This window comes from Enterobacter sp. CM29 (assembly GCF_013179605.1).
Taxonomy (GTDB): domain Bacteria; phylum Pseudomonadota; class Gammaproteobacteria; order Enterobacterales; family Enterobacteriaceae; genus Enterobacter; species Enterobacter intestinihominis.
The window spans coordinates 27753-46592 of sequence record NZ_JABMCU010000010.1 but is presented as its reverse complement, the minus strand read 5'-3'; the positions used below and the strand labels follow the sequence as shown (position 1 = coordinate 46592).

The following is an 18840-nucleotide window of genomic DNA, read 5'->3' as shown; positions in this document are numbered from 1 at the left end:
ATGGCATCAATGTAAGCCAATACAAACCGTCGAGTAAAGCTGATGCCAATTATTAGAGGAAGATAAAATTGAAAAATGGTTTTAATGGTATATGCAATTGTTTTAATCTTCTAATAATATTCATGCCAGATTTTTATTCTGTGAATGGGCGATTAATAAGCATCAGAAGGTTGATTGATGGGGTTTATCCACCGTTTTTTCAGTGGCTTACTGCTATTCCTGAAAGAGAAATTGTGATCGCGGCAGGGTTATCGACAAGGCTTTATCTGCAAGAGGAAACGGCGTGCAGAATAAAATAGAATTTTTTCTATAAATTTAATGTCCTTGTTCAGATTTTTAAGCCTGAGAAGGATAAAATCCTGGCGTGAAGAGGTTGTGAGTGATGAGTACATAAACTATTATCATTTTCCTCCGGTCACGAGAATTTAGAAAAGACATGAATAATACTGAACGTATCGTAAAGGTAATGGTGTTTTACAAAATAAATATATTTAAAGAGATAATATTCCGGGCGCTCCATGATCTTTTACCCGATTACGTACTGAACATTACTCAGGTCGATTCCACTGAACAGGCGCTGGCGGCGGTCGCGGATAATAACGTGGATGTTTTCTTCACTGAATTTAATTATCTGCTTAATCATAAAGAGTGGAGTGCGGAGGTCAGCAGCCGTTTTACATCTTTATGTAAAACCCATCACGTCAGGCGTGTTCTGTTGGTGCCCGAGCTGCCTTACGGGCTGTTAAAAAAAGTTCTGGAGATGAAATTTGAATTAACCATCAGTCAGCAGGATGAATTGACTGAACTGAAAAAGGAATTACCCGCGTTGCTCATGGCGGACGGGCAAACACCGTCGATCTCTTCGTGGCTCAGGCGGGTAATGCGGTCCGGTTCCCGGGCGCGCTCCATCCTCTCGGCCAGAGAGTGGGAGGTGCTCCATCTTATCGTGGAAGGATTTTCAACGACGGAGATTGCCCGTCATCGAAACCGTTCGGTCAGTACCATTGCGACGCAGAAGCACAATGCGATGAAAAAGCTGAATCTTTCCAACCACAGCGAACTGATTAAGTATGTGCAAGCGGTTGGAAAGATGGAGAAATAGCTCACATCAGGGATAGATAATATTCAGCGTAGCCGATGTATTGATCTTACCCTGGCTCACCTGGGCGGGCGCCCACACGTAATAGTACGCCGCCATCGGAAGGTTGAAATGTTCGTCCAGCGCCGCGCCAGCCGCCACGCTGAAAATCATCGTGGCGTTGCCACGGCTGGTGGTTGAGGTAGAGAAGGTCACCGGCGTTTGTGGGGCGTCACGTTTTATCAGGCGTAGCCCCACGCCCTGCGCCGCGCTACTGCTGCTGTCGATCAGCACCGAGCTGTCGGTTGAGAGCAGCTGCGTGCTGGACAGAAACATCTCAATTGCCCGATCGGAATTGCCGTTAACCCCGACGTTCTGACAGCTCATGTTCAGTGAAAAAGGCGTCAGCCCCGGCTGTGAGGATGCACTGAGCTGGGGAATGCCGAGCGTCGGCAGCGCTACGGTCAGCCCCGCATTATCAAAGGAACAGGTAGTCAGTTTTGGCGCGTATTTGATGATCATCGGCTGACCAAACATATCGCGGTTGTCGTAAGGCCACTTGAACCCGCTGAATAACCACTGCGCTATCTTGATGACCTGATTGATTGGCCAGGTGATGATTTCCCAGAAGGATAGCCCACTCATGTCGCTGACGAACAGAACGTCGCTCATGTTCGCTGTATCCCCCGTCAGGGTAGTGCCGCTCTGGTTAACGAGGGTGAAGCGAACCGTAAACGGTGTGTTCAGCTCAGACGCCGTATGGCTACCGCTGGCAGTCAGGGTTTTATTGGCCGGGGGATTGGTGATCTCCGCCCGCACCATATACTTGTTATTGCTGAACCCGAGGATGGTCGCGTATTTGCTGTCGGTCGAGAGGATCGGCGTGTAAGAAAATTCACTGTTACCTGTCGTACAGTTGAATGAGCCGCTGTACTGGGTGCTGAAGCTGCCGGTCCATGTGGGCGTGGCCGGGCTCAGCTTATCCGATAAATCAATGGTAATCGGTGTGCCATAAACGATGCTGCTGCCGGAGCAGGTGGCATAGCTCATCCCACTAATACTGGAGAGGAGCAGGAATATGAATGATCGTAACATTTTGATAATCCGTAATTAATGGCAAACCGATGAGGGGCTGTTCAGCCCCCAGGCTGGGGTGGAGATTTCGCACTTCCCGCCGCGGAGATGCACGTTGAGCGCGCGTGGCGGCTGTTCAGCGCGGATATACAGTACGCTGGCCTGGCCGACATACCCGACAGATTCACCGTGTTCATCAAGCACTTCAGTGCCAAAAGGCAGCGGTTTGCCGTCGGCACGCGTCGCATGAAGTACCCATGACTGGCGTTTGTCGGTTTCGAAGCGGATGTAGCTCACCGCCCCGTCGTAAGGGGCCACGTTAGCCATGTTGCCGATCACCTCCGCGCCAGCGCTGTTTTCCGTTTGCGATAACGTAATGGCGTTTTTGCGATACGGGGTGGCGTAAGGCACCAGCGCCACGCCATCGCGGTTCGTCATAATGCTTTCATCGCCGTTCACCATCAGTCCCTCCGCTTTTGGCGCATCGACGATAGTCATGGTTGTGCCGGTTTCGTTTGAGGCGAGAACGTGCCACGGGTAGGCCACCAGGCTTCCCCGTCCGCTGAGCCCGGTCTGGCGGTAGTCGGAAGATTCGCTGTAAGAGCCACCGAGTGTCGCGAAGTTCGAACGGTACGCGGCGTTAACGCTTGCCGCATTTTTACCCCCCCGCGCATTACTGCCGGAGAGGGTGTAGCTCAGGCGGTTCGACGCCAGCGCGTTCCCGCTCATGCTGATATTGCTCTGCTCGTAATGCGAATCGCTGGCCGTCAGGCTGGAGGTGATCCAGGCATTATTATCAAACAGCGAGAACGGCAGGCTGAGGGAGAGGTAAAGGCGCGTCTCTTCTTCACTGTCCCTGTTCCGTACCCGGCTGGCCGACAGGGTATAGCTGGCGCGGCCGATGGCGTTGGAATAGCCCATCTGGTATTCGCGCGTGGTTTGCTGTGAGTTCCAGTAATCGCGCTGTGTGCCGGAGACAAATACCGTGCCCCAGTTATTGAGCAGGCGCTGATTAAGGTTAAGCGTAAAGGTATTCTTGGGCTGCGCCGCGCGCAGGGCATCCCAGGTGCTTAGCGACATGTCGGGCGCAACGCCAAACCGATCTTCATAGTCGTCGTACTGCGCTCTCAGGCGCTGATACCCTTCGCGCGAATAGAGCGCGTCGCTGAAGCTGTAATAGCCTTTAGTGGAATAGCGATAGGCCGCCAGGGTGAAGTTGGTGGCGGTGGTATCGATAAATTTGCTGTACGACACGCGATAACTCTGACCGCTGCTGGTGCGATCCTGTAGGGTGGTTTTGGCGTGGGTGACATCAAACGAGACCGCGCCAAACGGAAGGTTCCATCCGGTACCGACAAGCCCGGCCTGGTAGTTATCGCTAATAATCGTCCCGGTATACCCGGTGATGAGGTTATTAAACCCGTAGCGCAGCGTGGCCTGCATGAATGCGGGTTCGGCATCGAGCGTGTTCTGGTGCACTTTACCCGCCACCACGCTGTACTGACTCACCCCTTCTTTTAGCATCCCGGGCACGGCGGAAAACGGCACCGTGAAGGACTGCTGTGAACCGTCCGCTTCACGCACCACCACCAGCAAATCGCCCGCGGAGCCGGTAGGCTGAATGCTGTCGAGGGTAAACTGGCCCGGCGGTACGTTCTCCTGATAGATCACGTTGCCATTCTGGATAACTTTCACCAGGGCGTTCGTCCGTGCCACGCCGTGAACCACCGGTGAAAAACCCTGCTGTGAATTTGGGCGCATCTTCATGTCCGACGCCAGCGACACGCCGCGCACGCGCAGGGAATCAAACAGATCGCCAGGAATATAAAAGTCACCCAGCGTCAGGTTGGATTTCAGCGAGGCCAGGGGACGGCGCAGGTAGCGGGTATTATTCTGCCAGCTACTCTCTCCGCTGGCCGTTTTCCGCCAGGCGCTGCTGTCGCGAAACTGCCAGCCGAACAGGTTGGCGCCGGAATCCAGCCCGGCATAAAAATCATCATTTGTGTCTTTCGCAGCGCCTTTTGCGCGGGTGTTATACCAGGTCGTGTTCCACGAGAGCATCAGCGCCGGGATCCCCTCATCCCAAAACTGGGGGGCAATGTAACCTTCTTCAGTACGCAGCACGGCCGCCTGCGGAACGGTAAGCGCCAGACTCAGGGTGCTGGTATCGGTTTTGACTTCACCGCCCTGAACCAGATCGCGCAGCTGCACCTGCCCGTGCGCAATGGCGGGCGCAGGCACGGACGTGGTGTTGATGCCAAGCGACCGGGCATCTTTCCAGGCAAGGCGGATGTCGTCACGCTGCTCGCCGTAGATGACGGTATAACGTCCCTTCCAGCTGCCGTTTACGTAGATATCCATCTCCTGACTGCCGGCAGGCATGGCGTTGTTTTCGGAAAAGCGAGACAGATCGGACTCACCGGATGCGCCAGCAAGCAGGGAGGGATCAAACGAGACGGCCCCTGATTTATGCGAAAGCAGAAGCGTGCAGACTGCCAGCAGACAGAGTCTGTTTGGTTTCATTTTCATGGTGAGTCTTTCCGATCACTGACTGGTGAAAGTCCGGGTTTTATACGCGCCAAGATCGTCCACATACATCAGCTGGAAGGTCTGTCCGCGCTTAACCGTATTTTTTGCGGCGACCGTCAGCTGCCCAAACGGGGAAAGCATCGGGGACTCCTGAAGCAATTTCGTTTTACCCAGCGAAATATTGGCGACCGTAATATGGAACGGACTGTTATTTGTAATGCGAAAGCGATCGCCTTCGGCGGCGAGCGTCAGTTTCGCCACCGCGTCATCCAGCGTGCCTTTCAGCGCAGCGGGCCGGTAAAAAAGTTTGATACGGGATTTAATCGCCAGCTGAACGGTATTCTGATTTTGCAGATTTTCAGGTCTGGGCGGAATGTCGAGGACATTCAGGAAAAAGACGGATTCGCGATCCGCAGGCAAGCTGGATGGCAGCTTTTTAATACGAAGCTGTTGGCCATTATGTTCGTTAACTTTTATCACCGGCGGCGACAGCAGAAACGGCACATTGGCTGTTTCCGGCGTGGAATTAATATCACCGTCATCTATCCAGGATTGCACCAGAGCGGGCGCATCGCCCGTATTCATTAACTGGACGATCACCTCTTTGTTATTTTCAGGATAAAGGACACGGGTGCCATTAATGACAATATTGGCCCATGAGTGACCGGTGCTTAGCAGTAAGCCTGCCAGCAAAATTGCCTTGCGCATGATTGCAACCTTAAATACAGGCTCTGCGAAAACAGAGCCTGAATAATCATTATTACAGGTAGGAAATGGTATACGTTACGTTGGAGCTTAACTCGCCCACGGTGGCGGCAGCGGCGTTCGTTTTATAGTAATAAACATCCAGCGTCAGCGTCTCGGAATCTGGCGCGGTCGCTGTACCCATAATATCCGTAGTGTAAGGCTGGTTCAGGGTAATTGGCGTAGACGAACCTGGCTCCACTAACGCAAAACCGACATTACGTGCCACACTGGCATCGCTTTCGTTCACGCTGTTATTCAGCAGGTATTTACCGTCAGTGGAAATATTATCCGCGCTGGAGAAATACACTTTCAGCGGGGTACCGGTTGTTCCGGCTGCTGGTGAACAACCTGAGAAGGTCAGCGCAATAGATTTTTTATTCTTAGTGATCAGGCCAACCGTGGTGCCTGCATCTTTTACCGAAATAGGGGAAAGCGCAACGGTAAAGTCCGCGCTTTTACCGCCGTTAATGGTACAGGTTGTATCGGTAATAGCGCCGGTAAAGTTAATGATACCACCCGCTGAATTGTCTGCGGCAACTGCGCTGGTAGAAGCAATAGCGGCGGCCAGCAGTGATACGGTCATGATCGATTTGAACATGATAAACTCCATGAAGATTTGTGTTATTTAAAATGAATGTTAATCGGCTACACATGTCCCTGATGTACCGGCTAGACGCATGGCGACTCGGGAGAATGCTTTGACGATATTATGTTGCACTAAAAAAGTACATAACAAAACATTATTCCAACAACTTCTAAAGTTTAAGATTATAATCTTGCGAGTTAGTTTTTTTTAATGTTTTAACCTAAATGCGTTAGTTCGAATATTTTTATTAATGATTTAATAATTGTTAATTAATGAAGCTTTATGAATTCATCTCTCAATTAATATCACGCGACTTGACCACACAAACTTTAGACTTATTATTGCCTGGCAAATGCACATAATTTTAACAATGGCGTAATAATAATATGAAGTATCTCATTGATCTTACAATGCTTTATGAAGTCGACACCGGTATGATCATGATTAATGGAGAGGAAGAGTCATCCATTAAGTTATCTAACCAGGCGGGTCGTCTGCTTTATGAACTTATCATCAATAATGGTAAAACTCTCGACAGAGACGACCTGATAAAGAAGGTCTGGGAGGATCATGGTTTCTCTGGTTCTTCGGTAAGTCTGAATGTTGCCATAAGTGAAATCAGAAAAGCATTTCGTACTTTAGGATGCGATCCTTTACTGATAAAAACGATACGTGGCAAGGGATTTAGCCTTGCCGCGCATATTGAACATCACACGGTCAGGCCGCCGGTCGTTTCAACGCTTAGTGAGCAATCTGCCTCTGAAGCATTCGATACGCTAGCGCATAAGAAAGATGCCGATCCGCCTAAACAATTAATATCGCTGCACAGACTCTTTATTTCTCTTTGCACGTTATTACTGATTACCGTTATCGGCACCGCTGTTTTACTGTTGCACCAAAGGGATTCCTATGCCGAGAGCCTGAAAGATTCTGATATGCATCTGCTCGGTAAAGTGGACCGGTGTACGGTATACCTGATCGATAAGAATATGTATCAGCCGCGACAGCACTACTTTAATCACGTAAAAGAGGTCATTGCCAGTCAACATATCGACTGTCAACACCAGGTTGCAGATGCTTACTATTCCAGGTTTAAAAAGTCGCAGATAGAAAATTATTTCCTGGCCATCTGTTATCAGCAGGACAGTATCGACGATTATAAGAACTGCATTTCTTACAGAAGCCTGACCGGGAGTTAAAATATGTCAAGGACTAAAATGAGTGTACTGTTCAGTATCGTACTGGCGCTGTCTGCCATCGCGTTGTTGTGGATCTATTTTACCAGAACGCAGGATGAGGGGTTTGGCTGCCAGTCAGATACCATTTCCTGGAAAACCTATTCCACGGGTGAGTTAACCGATATGTCGCTAACCACGCTTTTCCTGTTTAACAACAAAGATGTTGTGACGGTTATTCATAAAGGCGTACTCAAGAAAGAGGGCAAAAGCTACCTGATTGACAGAAATTACACGCTCAGCGTGGAAAAAGTCGACGGAAGCAATATCTTTTATATTAAGGATAAAAAGCTGAATAAATCTGAAGATGATGCGGCGCCGGATGGCGTTGTAAACGAAATGTTACTTGATAATATCAACTTCTTCTATATTACCCGCGTTAAACCGCACGCCTGGTTAATTAAGGGGCTGGTTTTGCCTGTAATGATGTGTGTGGCTGTTCCGACGTCCTGATATTTCTCTTTACTGAAAAATCGATATTTATCTATTGCTCGGGAAATTGAGTGATTTACTCAATACGTAACAATAAGATACGAGAAATTTATTTATATTTTTATTGTTATTCTCCGGCGAGTGAATTTTTCTGTATTGCCTCGTTATTTTGCGGCTGTCTATACTCCGCCTCGAAAAAGGGGCTCCCCTTTTTATACACGTGGATTCTTTTTTGAAGGACTAAATAAATGAACAAACTGAACGCTATCGTTCTGGGCTCCCTGTTGTCTGTTTCTGCCCTGAGCGCAGTTAATGCAGCAGAAACGACGGCTTCTGCCACCTGGCAGGCAACCGCGACCAAAGACAGCGAATCCGACCTGGTTGTTACGCCAACGCGTGCTTTGAACTTCGTTTACAGCGCCAATACCAAATCTTTCAACACCGATACCGGTCTGTTTGATGTGGCTATCCGTGGCGATCACTCTACGGCGACCAGCTTCAAACTCGAAGCTATCCTCGACGATTCAAACAACACGCTGTTCAGCGTGGGCGGTGAAGCGACCAAGCTGAAAGTGGGTGCGCGTTGGGGCGGTAACGACCTGGGCTCTATCGGTGGCACCGTGGGGGCGAAATCAACCGCATGGACCACGCTGGTTGATTCTTCTTCTAACACCGGCGTCTCTTCTGGCCTGTGGAACCTGACCACCAGCGCAGGCGCGGCGGCAGATACCGAAATTACCGGCCAGGACAAATTCGTCTTCTACGTTGACTCCGCTCAGGACAACGCGGGTACTGCGAAAGAGTTCAAAGACCTGACCAACAGCCTGTGGGAAGGGACCGTATCTGTTGCGTTCCGCGCAACCTGGGGCTAAGGCCTGATCGATCCAGGGGCGCAAGCCCCTGTTTAGGGAAATAGCATGTTTAACCTCAAATCCGCCTTCTTATTTTTATTATTTATCTCTTCCTCCGCGCTGGCCATTAATGTGGGAAAAGTCACCACCATTATTCCTGCGGATGCTGACTCCACCGCCAAGGAAATAAAAAACGAAGCAGACAGCGTGCGTATTGTTTCTGTTCGCGCACAGCGGATCAGTAGCCCAATGGATGAAGGGATCGTCATTAATCCGGAGAAAGTGGACGAGCTGTTGCTGACGCCCACGCGCATGGTAATGCCCGCCGGTACCAGCAATATTGTCAAATTTTACTATCACGGGAACGCCGATAACAAAGAGCGTTACTACCGCATTACCTTCACGGATGAAGGGGTGAGCGAAGAGGTGGACAGCGGTTCGCCAAAAAACGGTACCGGGATGACGCGCGCGGTGGTGAGCACCATTCTGGTGGTTCAGCCCCGTGATAAGAAGATCGACTTCGTCTATGTGGCGGGAAAAATAACGAATAAGGGCAACACCGCTTTTCGCGTCAATGCGACCGGAACCTGCCTGAAGCCGAATCCGGAATCACCGACTACGCCGTGTACCAAAAACTTCTACCTGATGCCGGATACCTCGCGCGCTATTGAGGATATCAACGTTACGGATAACCATTTTCATCTCGGAATATGGGACCTGAAACAGTTCATACCTGTTAAGTAAGGATGCATGGTGAAAAATAAATTAGTGTTGCCGGTGATGATGGCTTGCGCATCCGGCACGCTGCCCGCGCTTGCGCATGCAGCCTCAAGCTCCGTGGTTATCGCTAATTACCGTTTTCCCGACTCGCTTTATGCACTGCTGGAGCAGGGGATCAAAATTCCCGTCTATCTGGTGAATACGCGTCCACACTCAGCACAACAAGGGAACCACGAAGGCACGGCGAGCGAATATGTTCGTATCGGTGACGTGACGCTCTTTGCAAAAGATCTGAAGCTGGGGCTGAGGGACGTTCAGGTCCAGGAGTCTGATAACGGCATTCGTCTGTCAAAAGAGATGAGAACGTTATTGCAGAGCATTAACGACAAGCAGTTTGATGACCAGATGCGCATTCCGGTAAGTACGGGGTCCGCGTTCGAGCTGGATCAGAAAAAAATGCGCCTGTTGCTGAATCTGTCGCAGAGCGACTACGGGGTGAATATTCGCCCGCGTGAGGTGGACATTGATGCGCCGGAGTCTGACGACCTGAGCGGCACGTTCTCCTACAACCTCGGGGCGTATCACACCGAGAGCGGCTACGGTGACAGCTGGTCGTCGGGGTATCTGAACGCAAGAAACTGGATCTCAATGGGCGTTGATCATGTGCTGATCGACGGCTCTGGCTACGTCAACGAGAGCAGCAGCGATACCCAGATGAACGCGGTTATGTGGGAGCGCGACTATCAGGGGATGCGCTACGCCGCGGGCATGCTGAACGGCTGGGCGATGCAGTCTCTGGCGAGCGTCAGCGGGATTTCCGGCGGTGAAGTCTACGGCGTTTCCATGGGCAACCAGGCCAACTCCCGTAAGCGCGATAACACGCTCTCTCTGACGCCTGTGGTGGTCTATTTCCCCACGGCGGGCGAGGCCCGTATTCGTCGTGACGGGCAGCTTATCGGGATTCAGCGCTTTGACGTCGGCAACCATGAAATTGACACCAGCAGCCTGCCCTACGGGATCTACAGCATCGAAGTTGAGGTGGTGAGCGGAAGCCGCACCGTGTCGCGTAGCATGTACACCGTGAATAAGCCGTTCTCCAGCAACGTGTCGGAAACGCTGCGCTGGCAGATGTGGGGCGGGATGTATAGCCGCGATAAATCCGTCGTCAATTATAAAAAATACGCGAAACACAAAAACGAGCAGGACAACACCTACTACTACGATTACGACACCAAACATAAAGACACCATGTCGCTGGTGGGGGCCTCGTTCAGCAAGCGCAGCGGGATGGTCGACTGGAACGCCTCCACCTACATGATGCGGGAACACATCGTCAGCGAGCTGTGGGCCTCCCTGAACCTGACGGGCTATTTCTCGGTGAATACCCAGACCATGGCCGCCTCCGACGGAACGTACCGCGCCAACTACGGCGCGAATCTCAGCCTGCCGTGGCAGATCGGTTCGGTCTGGTACTCCCATGAACAGCTCTCCAGCGGCAAGTTCCTCGATATCTATGAGAGCAAGGGCAACACCTGGGGCGCCTCCTTTAGCCTGCCGTCGTTCGGCCTGCCCTCAGCGGGCAACCTGAGCCTGATGCGTCAGGAGGACGACCTCTATCGCTATAAACGCTATCAGCTGGACTACTCCCAGGGGTTATACGCCGGTCGCTACGGTACGGCGCGCCTGCGGGTGGGGATGTCGCGCAACAAATACGACGGGTATTACGAAGAGAAAGATCGCTACGTGATGCTCGATTTCGCCATACCGCTCGGCAATACCGTGTCGGTTGGCGTTTCCCACAATCGCGATACCGGCACGGCGCTGAACGTCAGCGCCAGCCGCCAGTTTGAAGGCGATTACCTGAAATCGGCCACCGCCAACGTCTCGAAAGCCTTTAACAGCCGCCAGGATCGCAGCGTAAGCGGCGGCGGCAGCTTGAACTTCGACACGCCGTGGAACAGCAACATCCTCAGCGTCCAGAGCGGCATGAGTAAAGGCTGGAACTCCACGCTGACCAGTGACGGCAGCGTGGGCTGGTCCAAAGAGGCCATCGCCGCCGGGAAAGGCACCGAAAGCGCAGGGGTGATTGTCAGTACCGGTCTCAAATCTGATGAAGCGCTGACCCTGAAGCTTAACGGCCGGGCAGAACGCATCAAAGGGGATAAAACCTGGCTGTCGCTGCCGGCATACCAGGCTTATGACCTGGAAGTGATGAACAGTGAAACCGGTACGGAAAGCTATGAGATTGGCGCGAATGCGCGTCGCCATATCACGGTTTATCCGGGCAATACCGTGGTGATGAAGCCGCAGGTGAAGAAAATCGTCACCCTGTTTGGCCGCCTTGTGGATGCAAACGGCAATCCGATTGGCGCCACGCAGATCAAAAACCACGTTGGGCTGACCCGGACGGAGAACGACGGACGCTTCGTGATCGACGTTGATAAGAACAACCCTGTCCTGAGTATCGCCACGCCGGACGACAGCGTCTGCGAAGTGCGCCTGGACATTGAGTCTAACCGCGGTGCGCTGTGGCTCGGGGACATCTCCTGCGACAAAGGCGATTTCGTCTGGCAGGAAGCAAAAGGAACGCAGGAACGTGACGATGAAAAAGATATTCGCTCTTAATTTGCTGCTGATGAGCGCGGTGGCCCATGCGCAGGAGCTGCCCTATTTCGCCATTAATAATCCGGACAATAACGGTACGGGAAACAGCGCGGGGCTGTTTAGTCTGAACAGCACCTCGACCGCGTTTTTACACGGTTCGCGTGAGTGGCCGACGCTGAGCGCGAAAACGAATAACGGTATCGCCACTTACATCCCGGACAACAGCTACAGCGGTCCGGCAGGCAGCGCGCTGACCATCGACTTTTCGGTGACCGGTTCCAGCGCCTCTCCGTTCTTTAAAGGGACGGCGTGTTCCTCGTCCTGCGGCAACACGGGGTACACCCCGACGACCCGCTATACCGATACGTCGATGGTGGTCAAGCCGCCGGTGATGGAGCCCGGCACGTCATACGGGCGCTGGGTCCTGGGCGATCCGTTCTTTAACTATCTGCTCAACGCCGCGCCAGGGGATGAAGTGACCATCACCTCCACGCCGCAAATCAGCTCCATCAACAAAGTGACCACCACCAATACGCTTCACAAGGTGGGCACGCTGACCATGACCAACTCCAGGGCGCTCAACCTGGGGATTGACCCGATCAGCGGCGAGGTGACGATTGTCGATGGATCAACAGGGGCCACCTGCACCAAATACACCCGCAACACGGTCTCTGGCGTGCTGTGCGACCTGCTTGAATACACGTTTGTTGGGGAAGATATCTCCGGTTACAACGGGGGGCTGGCGCTCACCTCTTCCCGCGTCAACAGCGTGCTGCAATCGCACATGAACGGCGGCACCGGGCTTGCCGCCGAGCTGACCTTCGATGAAAACACCTGGTACAGCATCTCCGGCGGTATCCTGAGTGATACGCGTGTCCTGGCGAACACCTTCCTCGCGGCGCCGCAGAAAAACGGCGGCAAAGCGTACCTTAAAATATTTTTGCCGAAGGCGTTAATTCTGAGCGTGGCGCAGGCGGGGGACGGCAGCAGCATTGGCAATATCGTCAGCCTGTGCCTGACGCCCGGCAACAGCTCGCTGGCGGCGGATTTCTGCTTCCAGCCGGGGGGCGGCCTGGTGATTAACCCTATTCAGCCGGGGCTGGAGATTACGCCCGACAACCCGGATTATGCCCTCGATCCTGACGGTCTGGGCGGCTCAGGGAAAGGCGCCATCGGCGAAACGCCCATTGAGATCCCCTACACCATCACCTACAGCGGGGCGCAAAAAGATGCGGCGATTGCGGTCACGGTAAAAGTCACCGGGCCTACTCAAAGCCTGAATGGGGTGGACTACTGCGCCTTCAGCGGCAACGGCTTTACGGTTCCCATTCCGGGCAACGTGCTGGTGGGGAAAAGCCAGACGCGCATGGCGCATAACTGTAAAGGCGAGGTACTGTCGATCCCGGCGCCAGCCACCCATGCGGAAGAGTGGGACAAAATGAGTTCCGGCGTGACCGATATGTGGCTCTGGAAAACACCGCTGATCCTCCAGTTCGTTATGGATAATCCGGTATCGAAGACCACCTATGACGGAAATAGCTGGTTTGGCGAAGTGACCGCGCAGGGAAGAATAGATGTTAGCGCATCCTGGAATTAATCAACCATGACTGGAAAATTCCTGGCTATTTTTGCAATAAATTGCTTCATTTCCACAGGGGCAAATGCTTTAATTATCGAAAGTCTGAATATTGATTTTCTTCCCGAAAGAGAAGTTGTTTTTCAGCCGATAAAAAACGATACCAGCGAACGTCAGAATTATACCGTTTCGCTTATTCAGGTAGACGTTCCTAAAGAGAAGGGAAAAGAAACCGAAATAAAAGACGGCGAAGTCATGTATTCGCCTAAGCAATTAACGCTGGGGAGCGGTGAGCGCGCGGGTTTTAAATTTTACTATACCGGCCCGCATGACAACAAAGAGCGATACTATCGCGTAAAATTCACCGAGACGCCGCTCCAGGCAAAGGTCATCACGCGTAAAGGCCAGCGCATCCAGTCGGATGTGGTGGTCTCGCTTGAGGCTATTTTGATTGTCCGTCCATGGACACGACATTTTGATTATGCGTTTAGCAACGGGGTGGTGAGTAATACCGGGAATACCTATTTTAAATATGTTTCCTCGGTCGGGTGCAGTACGCAATACAATAATTCAAAATATATTCCTCCGGGGCAACGGCTGGAAATAGATAATGCCGGGCAGGCTGCAAGGCGAATGATTATTTATGGCAATAAAATCATTCCGCTGACCACCTGCCCGTAGCAACCGCTTTCCTTCATAAAAGGAAATTAGCCTTTAGCATCATGCTAAAGATCCATCACTACAGGAGATAAAAATGAAAGCGATTTCATTCGTAGAAGCGAAAGACATTATTGGCGGCGCGTTAAACCCGTTCGCTGGTCTGGTTAAAGGTGCACAGCTGGGTTACGACACTGGCGCTAGCATCATGGGCATGGTTGGCGGTGTGGTTGGCGGAGTTCTGGGTGGCGCAATGGGCTTCCTGGGCGCGCTGGTTGGTAGCTACAACTAATTCACGTTTACAGGAAAAGTATCATGCAAGTTATCGATTTCAAAAAAGCACAGGCCATCATCGGTGGTTGGGATCCGTTTGCTGCCGCTATTCAGGGCGCAAGCGCGGGCTATAACGCGGGCAGCCAGATGTTAGGCGCGCTGGGCGGCACCATCGGCGGCGTATTCGGCCTGGTGGGCGGCTTCATCGGCGGTTTCTTCAGCGCTTAAGCGAGAAGCACGTTGTACGCATGGCCCGCATTGCCGGGCCATTTTTTTATTTCAGCCACGGATCATTATGTTTTCGCTCTTTCAGTATAAAAAACAGGGTAAGACCCCTGTTATTCGCCAGCATGAATTTACCGAATGTGGACTGGCCTGCCTGGCGATGGTGTTGGGGCACTATGACCACCATGTCTCCGTCAGCCAGCTGCGCCGGGAGATTTCCGTTTCCGCCGATGCGGGAACCTCAATGGCGGAATTGTTGACCCTTGCCAGCGATAAAAATATGTCTGGCCGGGTGCTTAAAGGCGAAATCACTGAAATAGAAACGTCTGAGCTGCCGCTCATCGCCTTCTGGCGCGGCAACCATTTCGTGGTCATCGTGAAGATCGACAGCCGCAGCGTGACCGTTCACGACCCGGCCAGCGGCGTGCGTCGTTACCGCCTGAAAGAGGCGGAAAAACTGTTTTCCGGGTATGTGCTTGAGCTTAAGCCCACGCCGTGTTTCTAAAAGAAATCCCCGGATGAAAAGCTCACGCTTGGCCGGTTAGCCAATAAATCTCCGAGCCTGTTCCAGCGCCAGCTGCTGCTGTTTGTGCTCTGTATTTTTACTCTCATCACCATGCTGGCGAGCCCCACCTACGTGCAGCTGATTATGGATGAGGCCATTTCCCGCAGCGACAGCGATCTGGTGATCCTGCTCACCGCGATCTTCGCTATCGTCTTTATCTTTGAAGTCATCGGTAAATTCCTCAAGCAGCTGCTTGAGATCCTGATGCGTAACATTGCCTATGACGATTTAAGCCAGTCCGTGCGCCACTACATGCTGCGCACCCAGACCAGCTGGTTCCGCTCGCGCCCGCCGGGCATCGTGCTGGCTATTGAAAAATCGCTCCACGCCTGCGCGGAGTTCATCAGCAATGGTTACGTGCAAATTCTCTTTTCCAGCCTGATCGCCGTTACCAGCCTGCTGTTTATGCTGCTGTATAACGTCAAAATTGCGCTGCTGACGATGCTGCTGATGGGCGTGTTTTTCCTGATCCGCTTTTCGCTGATCGGCCCCTATCAACGCGCGGTGGATGACTCCATCGAGCGTACCGCCCAGTATGAATCTCTGCTGGTAGAGACACAGAAAGGGATCATTACGCTCAAGGCGAACAATATGGAGCAGGCCCGGGATGCGGTGATGGACAAATCCCAGCGCGAACACATCGCCGGGCTGATGCGTAAAGAGCGGCTGCTGGCCCGTTTTGACGTGGCTTCGCTGCTGGTGATCAATGCCGAGCAGCTGCTGGTGGTCTGCTTTGGCGCGTGGCTGATCCTGGAAGGGCAGATGAGCATCGGGATGCTGTACGCCTATATCAGCTATAAGCGCTATTTTTCCGATGCCATGGTGCAGGTGGCGCAGAAGCTGCTGGACAAAAATGCCCTTAAGGGGCCGCTGGATCGCGTGGGCGACCTGCTGTTTGCCCCCTCTGAAACCAGCCAGTTTGGGAAGCGGATTGTCACCTCGCCGGTCTGTCTGCAATTTGAGGATGTCTCATTTGCCTATCCGGGCCGGGAGGCCACGCTACAGCATATCAACATGACCCTGAAGCAGGGCGAAGAGGCGGTGATTGTGGGCCAGAGCGGGTCGGGAAAAACCACGCTGCTGCGTCTGATCTCCGGCATGCTGCTGTCATCGTCTGGCACGCTGCGGATCAATAAGATCCCCATTGAAGAGTGCGATCTTTCCTCGCTACGCCAGCACATCCGCATTGTCCATGCAGACGATATTCTCTTCACCGGCTCGATTCTGGACAACATCGCCTGCTTTGACAGCGCGCCGGATAAAGAGCAGGTCATCGCCGCGTGTCGGCTGGCGGAAGTGGACCACGTCGTCGCCCGTCTGCCGCACGGTTACGAAACGGAGATGCTGCCGGGGAACACCTTTTTCTCGGCCGGGGAGATGCAGCGTCTGGTCCTGGCGCGCGCCCTGTACAGCCAGCCTAAGCTACTGCTCTGCGACGAAGTGACGGCGAACCTGGATAAGACCACCGCGCAAAAGGTGCTGGCGAACCTGCGTAGCCTGGGGATTGGCCTGGTATTTGTTACCCACTCGCCGGACGTGGTGGGCTGTCAGGGGCGTCTCTATACCATGGAAAACGGCACCCTGCGGGAGAGTGAGCAATGATGTTTCTGCCGCGTCTCTATGCCCGACTCTGCGCGCGCCAGGCCGGACGCACCTTAATGGCAAACCGGATTGCGCAAAACTACAGCCAGTTTATGCCCTGCCCGGAGGCCGATGTGCCGGCTGATTTTCTGCATCAGAACGCCCATGAGCTGAGCGGGTTTAACTTCGTGGAACAGATTTTCCCGCCCGCGCTGTGGGCGCGCAACGTTCGCTTCGATCTGCATGCGTACGTAGCGCAGTGGACGCAGGATCAGGGGTTTTACAGTTCGCCTCGCACCCTGCTTCTGGGCATGCGCTGGGCGGGCTTTGGCCTGATTATGGATGCGCTGCTCGCCACCGCGCCAGATGATGTGCGCTTTCAGTTTATTACCCGTCACCCTGCGCTGCACAAGCTGATGGCCGCACACGACGGACGGCGCGTCGGCTCGTTTTTCGCCCCTCAGCGCCTGGTGACGGTGCTGCTGATGGATGAACGCCTGCCGGATGCGCCACTGTTCCCAATTCAGGCAGGCGATCGCAAGGCGTGGTTAACGGACGTCTCCACGCGGTTTTTATCCCGTTATGGCTACAGCGTCCGAACGCTGCTGCCGGTCTGTTCGCTGCACGCGGTAGAGTTTGGGCTGGAGAGCCAGGCGTATGCGCCAGAGGATTACCGTCTGGCCGCCGCCGACACGCTGAACGCGCTGCGCAAAACCCCCACGCTCTGGAGTGGATGGGACGATCTTTCAGTGATTTATCATGGATGACATATCGTGAAATTAAAAAACCGAAGCCGACAGCGTCGGGCGCTAATCCCGCACCACTTCTCAAAAAGCTATCAAATCAACGCGCCGCGGCTGAAAACCGTGCTGACGCTGTTCATCGCCTTTTTTCTCTGCCTGCTGGTCTTTGCGATTGCTTTCAACTTTTCGGAAACCACGCTGGCACGCGGGGTGCTGATCCCGGCGCAGGGCGATGTGGAGGTGCGCGCCAGAGAGTCCGGAACCCTTGTTGATTTTGCCGTCCGGCCCGGCCAGTACGTGAAGGAAAACGATCCGCTGTTCACCGTGTCGCAGGACTATGGCGGCAAGCAGGGCTCGGTGGTGCAGTTTGACCGCCAGCAGATGGAAGCGGAGAAAAAGCGCAGCGAGCAGCGCATTCAGGCCATTGAGGACTCGATTGCGTCGTATCGCAAAAATCTGGCGCAGCAGCTGGCTCTCACTGACAAGCAGATCGCCGTTTCCCGCGATAAGGTGAAGAAGCTGCGCGCGCTGTTAAAAAACAGCACCGACACCTACGAGGCGTGGAAATCCGTCTCCGGGAAGGGCTATGTCTCCAAAGTGGATCTCGATAAAAGCCATAACGATGTGCTCAACGCCCAGCTCAACCTGACGCTGGAGGAGAGCACTATTCTTGAGCTTGAGGCGCGCAAAACCAGCCTGACCGACAGCACCCAGTCGCAAATTGACTCGCTGAGCGAAGAGCAGCTGTACGTGAAAAACCGCATCAGCGAAATTGATCGCAACCTGTCCAGCCGGGGGAGTTCCACCATGGCGATGCTGGCCCCTTCAGATGGCTACGTGGTGGCGATTAACTTCCCGCCAGGCCGGGCCATTACGCAAAACAGCGAGGTGGTGGTGGTGATCCGTAAAAATACCGCGGCGACGATGGAGGGGTACCTGTATGTTCCGGCAACGGGGGTGGGGCGCGTGGCGAAAGGCGATAAGGTCAAGCTGCGCTTCGACTCCTGGCCCGTGGACAAATACGGTTCCGTGGAGGCGACGCTGTCCGATTTCTATGAGGTAAACATTGATGCCCATTCGGCGCTGATCCCGCTCCAGGAAGGGCAGAACTACTACCTGGCTAAAGTGCGCGTCCCCTCCTGGTTTACCGACCCGGACAAGAAAAAGCGCATGCTGATGGGCGGGATGACGGTGAACGCCGATATCGTTATCGATCGTAAGCCGCTTATCAATCTGCTGATTGCGCCGCTGGAAAGGGTACGCAAGCGGTTTATCGATTGACCCGATTTCATCGATCATCGCCCTTTAGCCCACATTCTTAACGGCACCCTGGGGCTATTCTCCTTCTCATACCAACCGGAGGA

Annotated in this window: 18 protein-coding genes; 14 read left to right on the top strand and 4 right to left on the bottom strand. The window is 53.3% G+C overall.

Features of this window, described 5'->3' with window-relative positions; genetic code table 11:
• Window positions 1-466 precede the first annotated feature (466 nt).
• Window positions 467-1102, top strand: a complete 636-nt coding sequence (locus tag HP459_RS02820; protein ID WP_032622107.1) for a LuxR C-terminal-related transcriptional regulator — start codon at window positions 467-469, stop codon at window positions 1100-1102.
• Window positions 1103-1108: 6 nt separating this feature from the next.
• Here HP459_RS02820 and HP459_RS02815 read toward each other — a convergent pair whose 3' ends face one another.
• The 4 genes from HP459_RS02815 to HP459_RS02800 are packed head-to-tail and all read right to left on the bottom strand — an operon-like array spanning window position 1109 to window position 6026.
• On the bottom strand, window positions 1109-2173 hold the full coding sequence (locus tag HP459_RS02815) for a fimbrial protein (protein ID WP_126291591.1): 1065 nt from the start codon (window positions 2171-2173) through the stop codon (window positions 1109-1111).
• A gap of 15 nt (window positions 2174-2188) precedes the next feature.
• Window positions 2189-4681, bottom strand: coding sequence for a fimbria/pilus outer membrane usher protein (locus tag HP459_RS02810; RefSeq protein ID WP_171935906.1), 2493 nt, complete (start codon window positions 4679-4681; stop codon window positions 2189-2191).
• A gap of 15 nt (window positions 4682-4696) precedes the next feature.
• Window positions 4697-5389 (bottom strand): molecular chaperone, encoded by a 693-nt coding sequence (locus tag HP459_RS02805; RefSeq protein WP_171935905.1) that lies wholly within the window; start codon window positions 5387-5389, stop codon window positions 4697-4699.
• 52 nt (window positions 5390-5441) lie between these two features.
• The gene (locus tag HP459_RS02800; RefSeq protein ID WP_022646579.1) at window positions 5442-6026 is read right to left on the bottom strand and encodes a fimbrial protein; all 585 of its coding nucleotides are present in this window, start codon (window positions 6024-6026) and stop codon (window positions 5442-5444) included.
• 374 nt (window positions 6027-6400) lie between these two features.
• Between HP459_RS02800 and HP459_RS02795 the strand changes: the two genes are divergently transcribed.
• The 13 genes from HP459_RS02795 (at window position 6401) to HP459_RS23720 (ending at window position 18757) form a co-directional block, all read left to right on the top strand.
• Complete coding sequence (locus tag HP459_RS02795) at window positions 6401-7213, top strand: winged helix-turn-helix domain-containing protein (protein ID WP_022646580.1); 813 nt, start codon at window positions 6401-6403, stop codon at window positions 7211-7213.
• Window positions 7214-7231: 18 nt separating this feature from the next.
• Window positions 7232-7702, top strand: a complete 471-nt coding sequence (locus HP459_RS02790; RefSeq protein ID WP_022646581.1) for a hypothetical protein — start codon at window positions 7232-7234, stop codon at window positions 7700-7702.
• Window positions 7703-7929: 227 nt separating this feature from the next.
• Window positions 7930-8553, top strand: coding sequence for a common pilus major fimbrillin subunit EcpA (locus tag HP459_RS02785; protein WP_003860995.1), 624 nt, complete (start codon window positions 7930-7932; stop codon window positions 8551-8553).
• A 45-nt stretch (window positions 8554-8598) separates the two neighbouring features.
• Complete coding sequence (locus HP459_RS02780; RefSeq protein ID WP_022646582.1) at window positions 8599-9276, top strand: fimbria/pilus periplasmic chaperone; 678 nt, start codon at window positions 8599-8601, stop codon at window positions 9274-9276.
• A 6-nt stretch (window positions 9277-9282) separates the two neighbouring features.
• Window positions 9283-11877 (top strand): CS1-pili formation C-terminal domain-containing protein, encoded by a 2595-nt coding sequence (locus tag HP459_RS02775; RefSeq protein ID WP_171935904.1) that lies wholly within the window; start codon window positions 9283-9285, stop codon window positions 11875-11877.
• The gene (locus HP459_RS02770; protein ID WP_023298989.1) at window positions 11855-13453 is read left to right on the top strand and encodes a hypothetical protein; all 1599 of its coding nucleotides are present in this window, start codon (window positions 11855-11857) and stop codon (window positions 13451-13453) included. The genes HP459_RS02775 and HP459_RS02770 overlap by 23 nt, the downstream gene beginning before the upstream one ends.
• 6 nt (window positions 13454-13459) lie before the next feature.
• Window positions 13460-14113: a hypothetical protein gene (locus HP459_RS02765; RefSeq protein ID WP_006812468.1), complete on the top strand. Its 654-nt coding sequence runs from the start codon at window positions 13460-13462 to the stop codon at window positions 14111-14113.
• Between the two features lie 73 nt (window positions 14114-14186).
• A complete protein-coding gene (locus HP459_RS02760; RefSeq protein ID WP_022646586.1) occupies window positions 14187-14381 on the top strand; it encodes a hypothetical protein in 195 nt (64 codons plus the stop codon).
• Window positions 14382-14404: 23 nt separating this feature from the next.
• Complete coding sequence (locus HP459_RS02755) at window positions 14405-14590, top strand: hypothetical protein (protein ID WP_001196016.1); 186 nt, start codon at window positions 14405-14407, stop codon at window positions 14588-14590.
• Between the two features lie 67 nt (window positions 14591-14657).
• A complete protein-coding gene (locus HP459_RS23460) occupies window positions 14658-15092 on the top strand; it encodes a cysteine peptidase family C39 domain-containing protein (RefSeq protein WP_253939616.1) in 435 nt (144 codons plus the stop codon).
• 84 nt (window positions 15093-15176) lie between these two features.
• Window positions 15177-16754: a peptidase domain-containing ABC transporter gene (locus HP459_RS02750; RefSeq protein WP_367670999.1), complete on the top strand. Its 1578-nt coding sequence runs from the start codon at window positions 15177-15179 to the stop codon at window positions 16752-16754.
• Window positions 16751-17500, top strand: a complete 750-nt coding sequence (locus tag HP459_RS02745) for a hypothetical protein (protein ID WP_069596120.1) — start codon at window positions 16751-16753, stop codon at window positions 17498-17500. Before HP459_RS02750 ends, HP459_RS02745 begins: the two co-directional genes overlap by 4 nt.
• 6 nt (window positions 17501-17506) lie before the next feature.
• Window positions 17507-18757 carry an HlyD family secretion protein gene (locus HP459_RS23720; protein ID WP_023298992.1) on the top strand — a complete coding sequence of 417 codons (1251 nt, stop codon included), beginning with the start codon at window positions 17507-17509 and terminating at the stop codon, window positions 18755-18757.
• Window positions 18758-18840: the final 83 nt, after the last annotated feature.

Coding starts and splice junctions, on each gene's coding strand:
- HP459_RS02820 (WP_032622107.1), top strand. CDS start 467: ATGGTGTTTTACAAAATAAATATATTTAAAGAGATAATATTCCGGGCG.
- HP459_RS02815 (WP_126291591.1), bottom strand. CDS start 2,173: ATGTTACGATCATTCATATTCCTGCTCCTCTCCAGTATTAGTGGGATG.
- HP459_RS02810 (WP_171935906.1), bottom strand. CDS start 4,681: ATGAAAATGAAACCAAACAGACTCTGTCTGCTGGCAGTCTGCACGCTT.
- HP459_RS02805 (WP_171935905.1), bottom strand. CDS start 5,389: ATGCGCAAGGCAATTTTGCTGGCAGGCTTACTGCTAAGCACCGGTCAC.
- HP459_RS02800 (WP_022646579.1), bottom strand. CDS start 6,026: ATGTTCAAATCGATCATGACCGTATCACTGCTGGCCGCCGCTATTGCT.
- HP459_RS02795 (WP_022646580.1), top strand. CDS start 6,401: ATGAAGTATCTCATTGATCTTACAATGCTTTATGAAGTCGACACCGGT.
- HP459_RS02790 (WP_022646581.1), top strand. CDS start 7,232: ATGAGTGTACTGTTCAGTATCGTACTGGCGCTGTCTGCCATCGCGTTG.
- HP459_RS02785 (WP_003860995.1), top strand. CDS start 7,930: ATGAACAAACTGAACGCTATCGTTCTGGGCTCCCTGTTGTCTGTTTCT.
- HP459_RS02780 (WP_022646582.1), top strand. CDS start 8,599: ATGTTTAACCTCAAATCCGCCTTCTTATTTTTATTATTTATCTCTTCC.
- HP459_RS02775 (WP_171935904.1), top strand. CDS start 9,283: ATGGTGAAAAATAAATTAGTGTTGCCGGTGATGATGGCTTGCGCATCC.
- HP459_RS02770 (WP_023298989.1), top strand. CDS start 11,855: ATGAAAAAGATATTCGCTCTTAATTTGCTGCTGATGAGCGCGGTGGCC.
- HP459_RS02765 (WP_006812468.1), top strand. CDS start 13,460: ATGACTGGAAAATTCCTGGCTATTTTTGCAATAAATTGCTTCATTTCC.
- HP459_RS02760 (WP_022646586.1), top strand. CDS start 14,187: ATGAAAGCGATTTCATTCGTAGAAGCGAAAGACATTATTGGCGGCGCG.
- HP459_RS02755 (WP_001196016.1), top strand. CDS start 14,405: ATGCAAGTTATCGATTTCAAAAAAGCACAGGCCATCATCGGTGGTTGG.
- HP459_RS23460 (WP_253939616.1), top strand. CDS start 14,658: ATGTTTTCGCTCTTTCAGTATAAAAAACAGGGTAAGACCCCTGTTATT.
- HP459_RS02745 (WP_069596120.1), top strand. CDS start 16,751: ATGATGTTTCTGCCGCGTCTCTATGCCCGACTCTGCGCGCGCCAGGCC.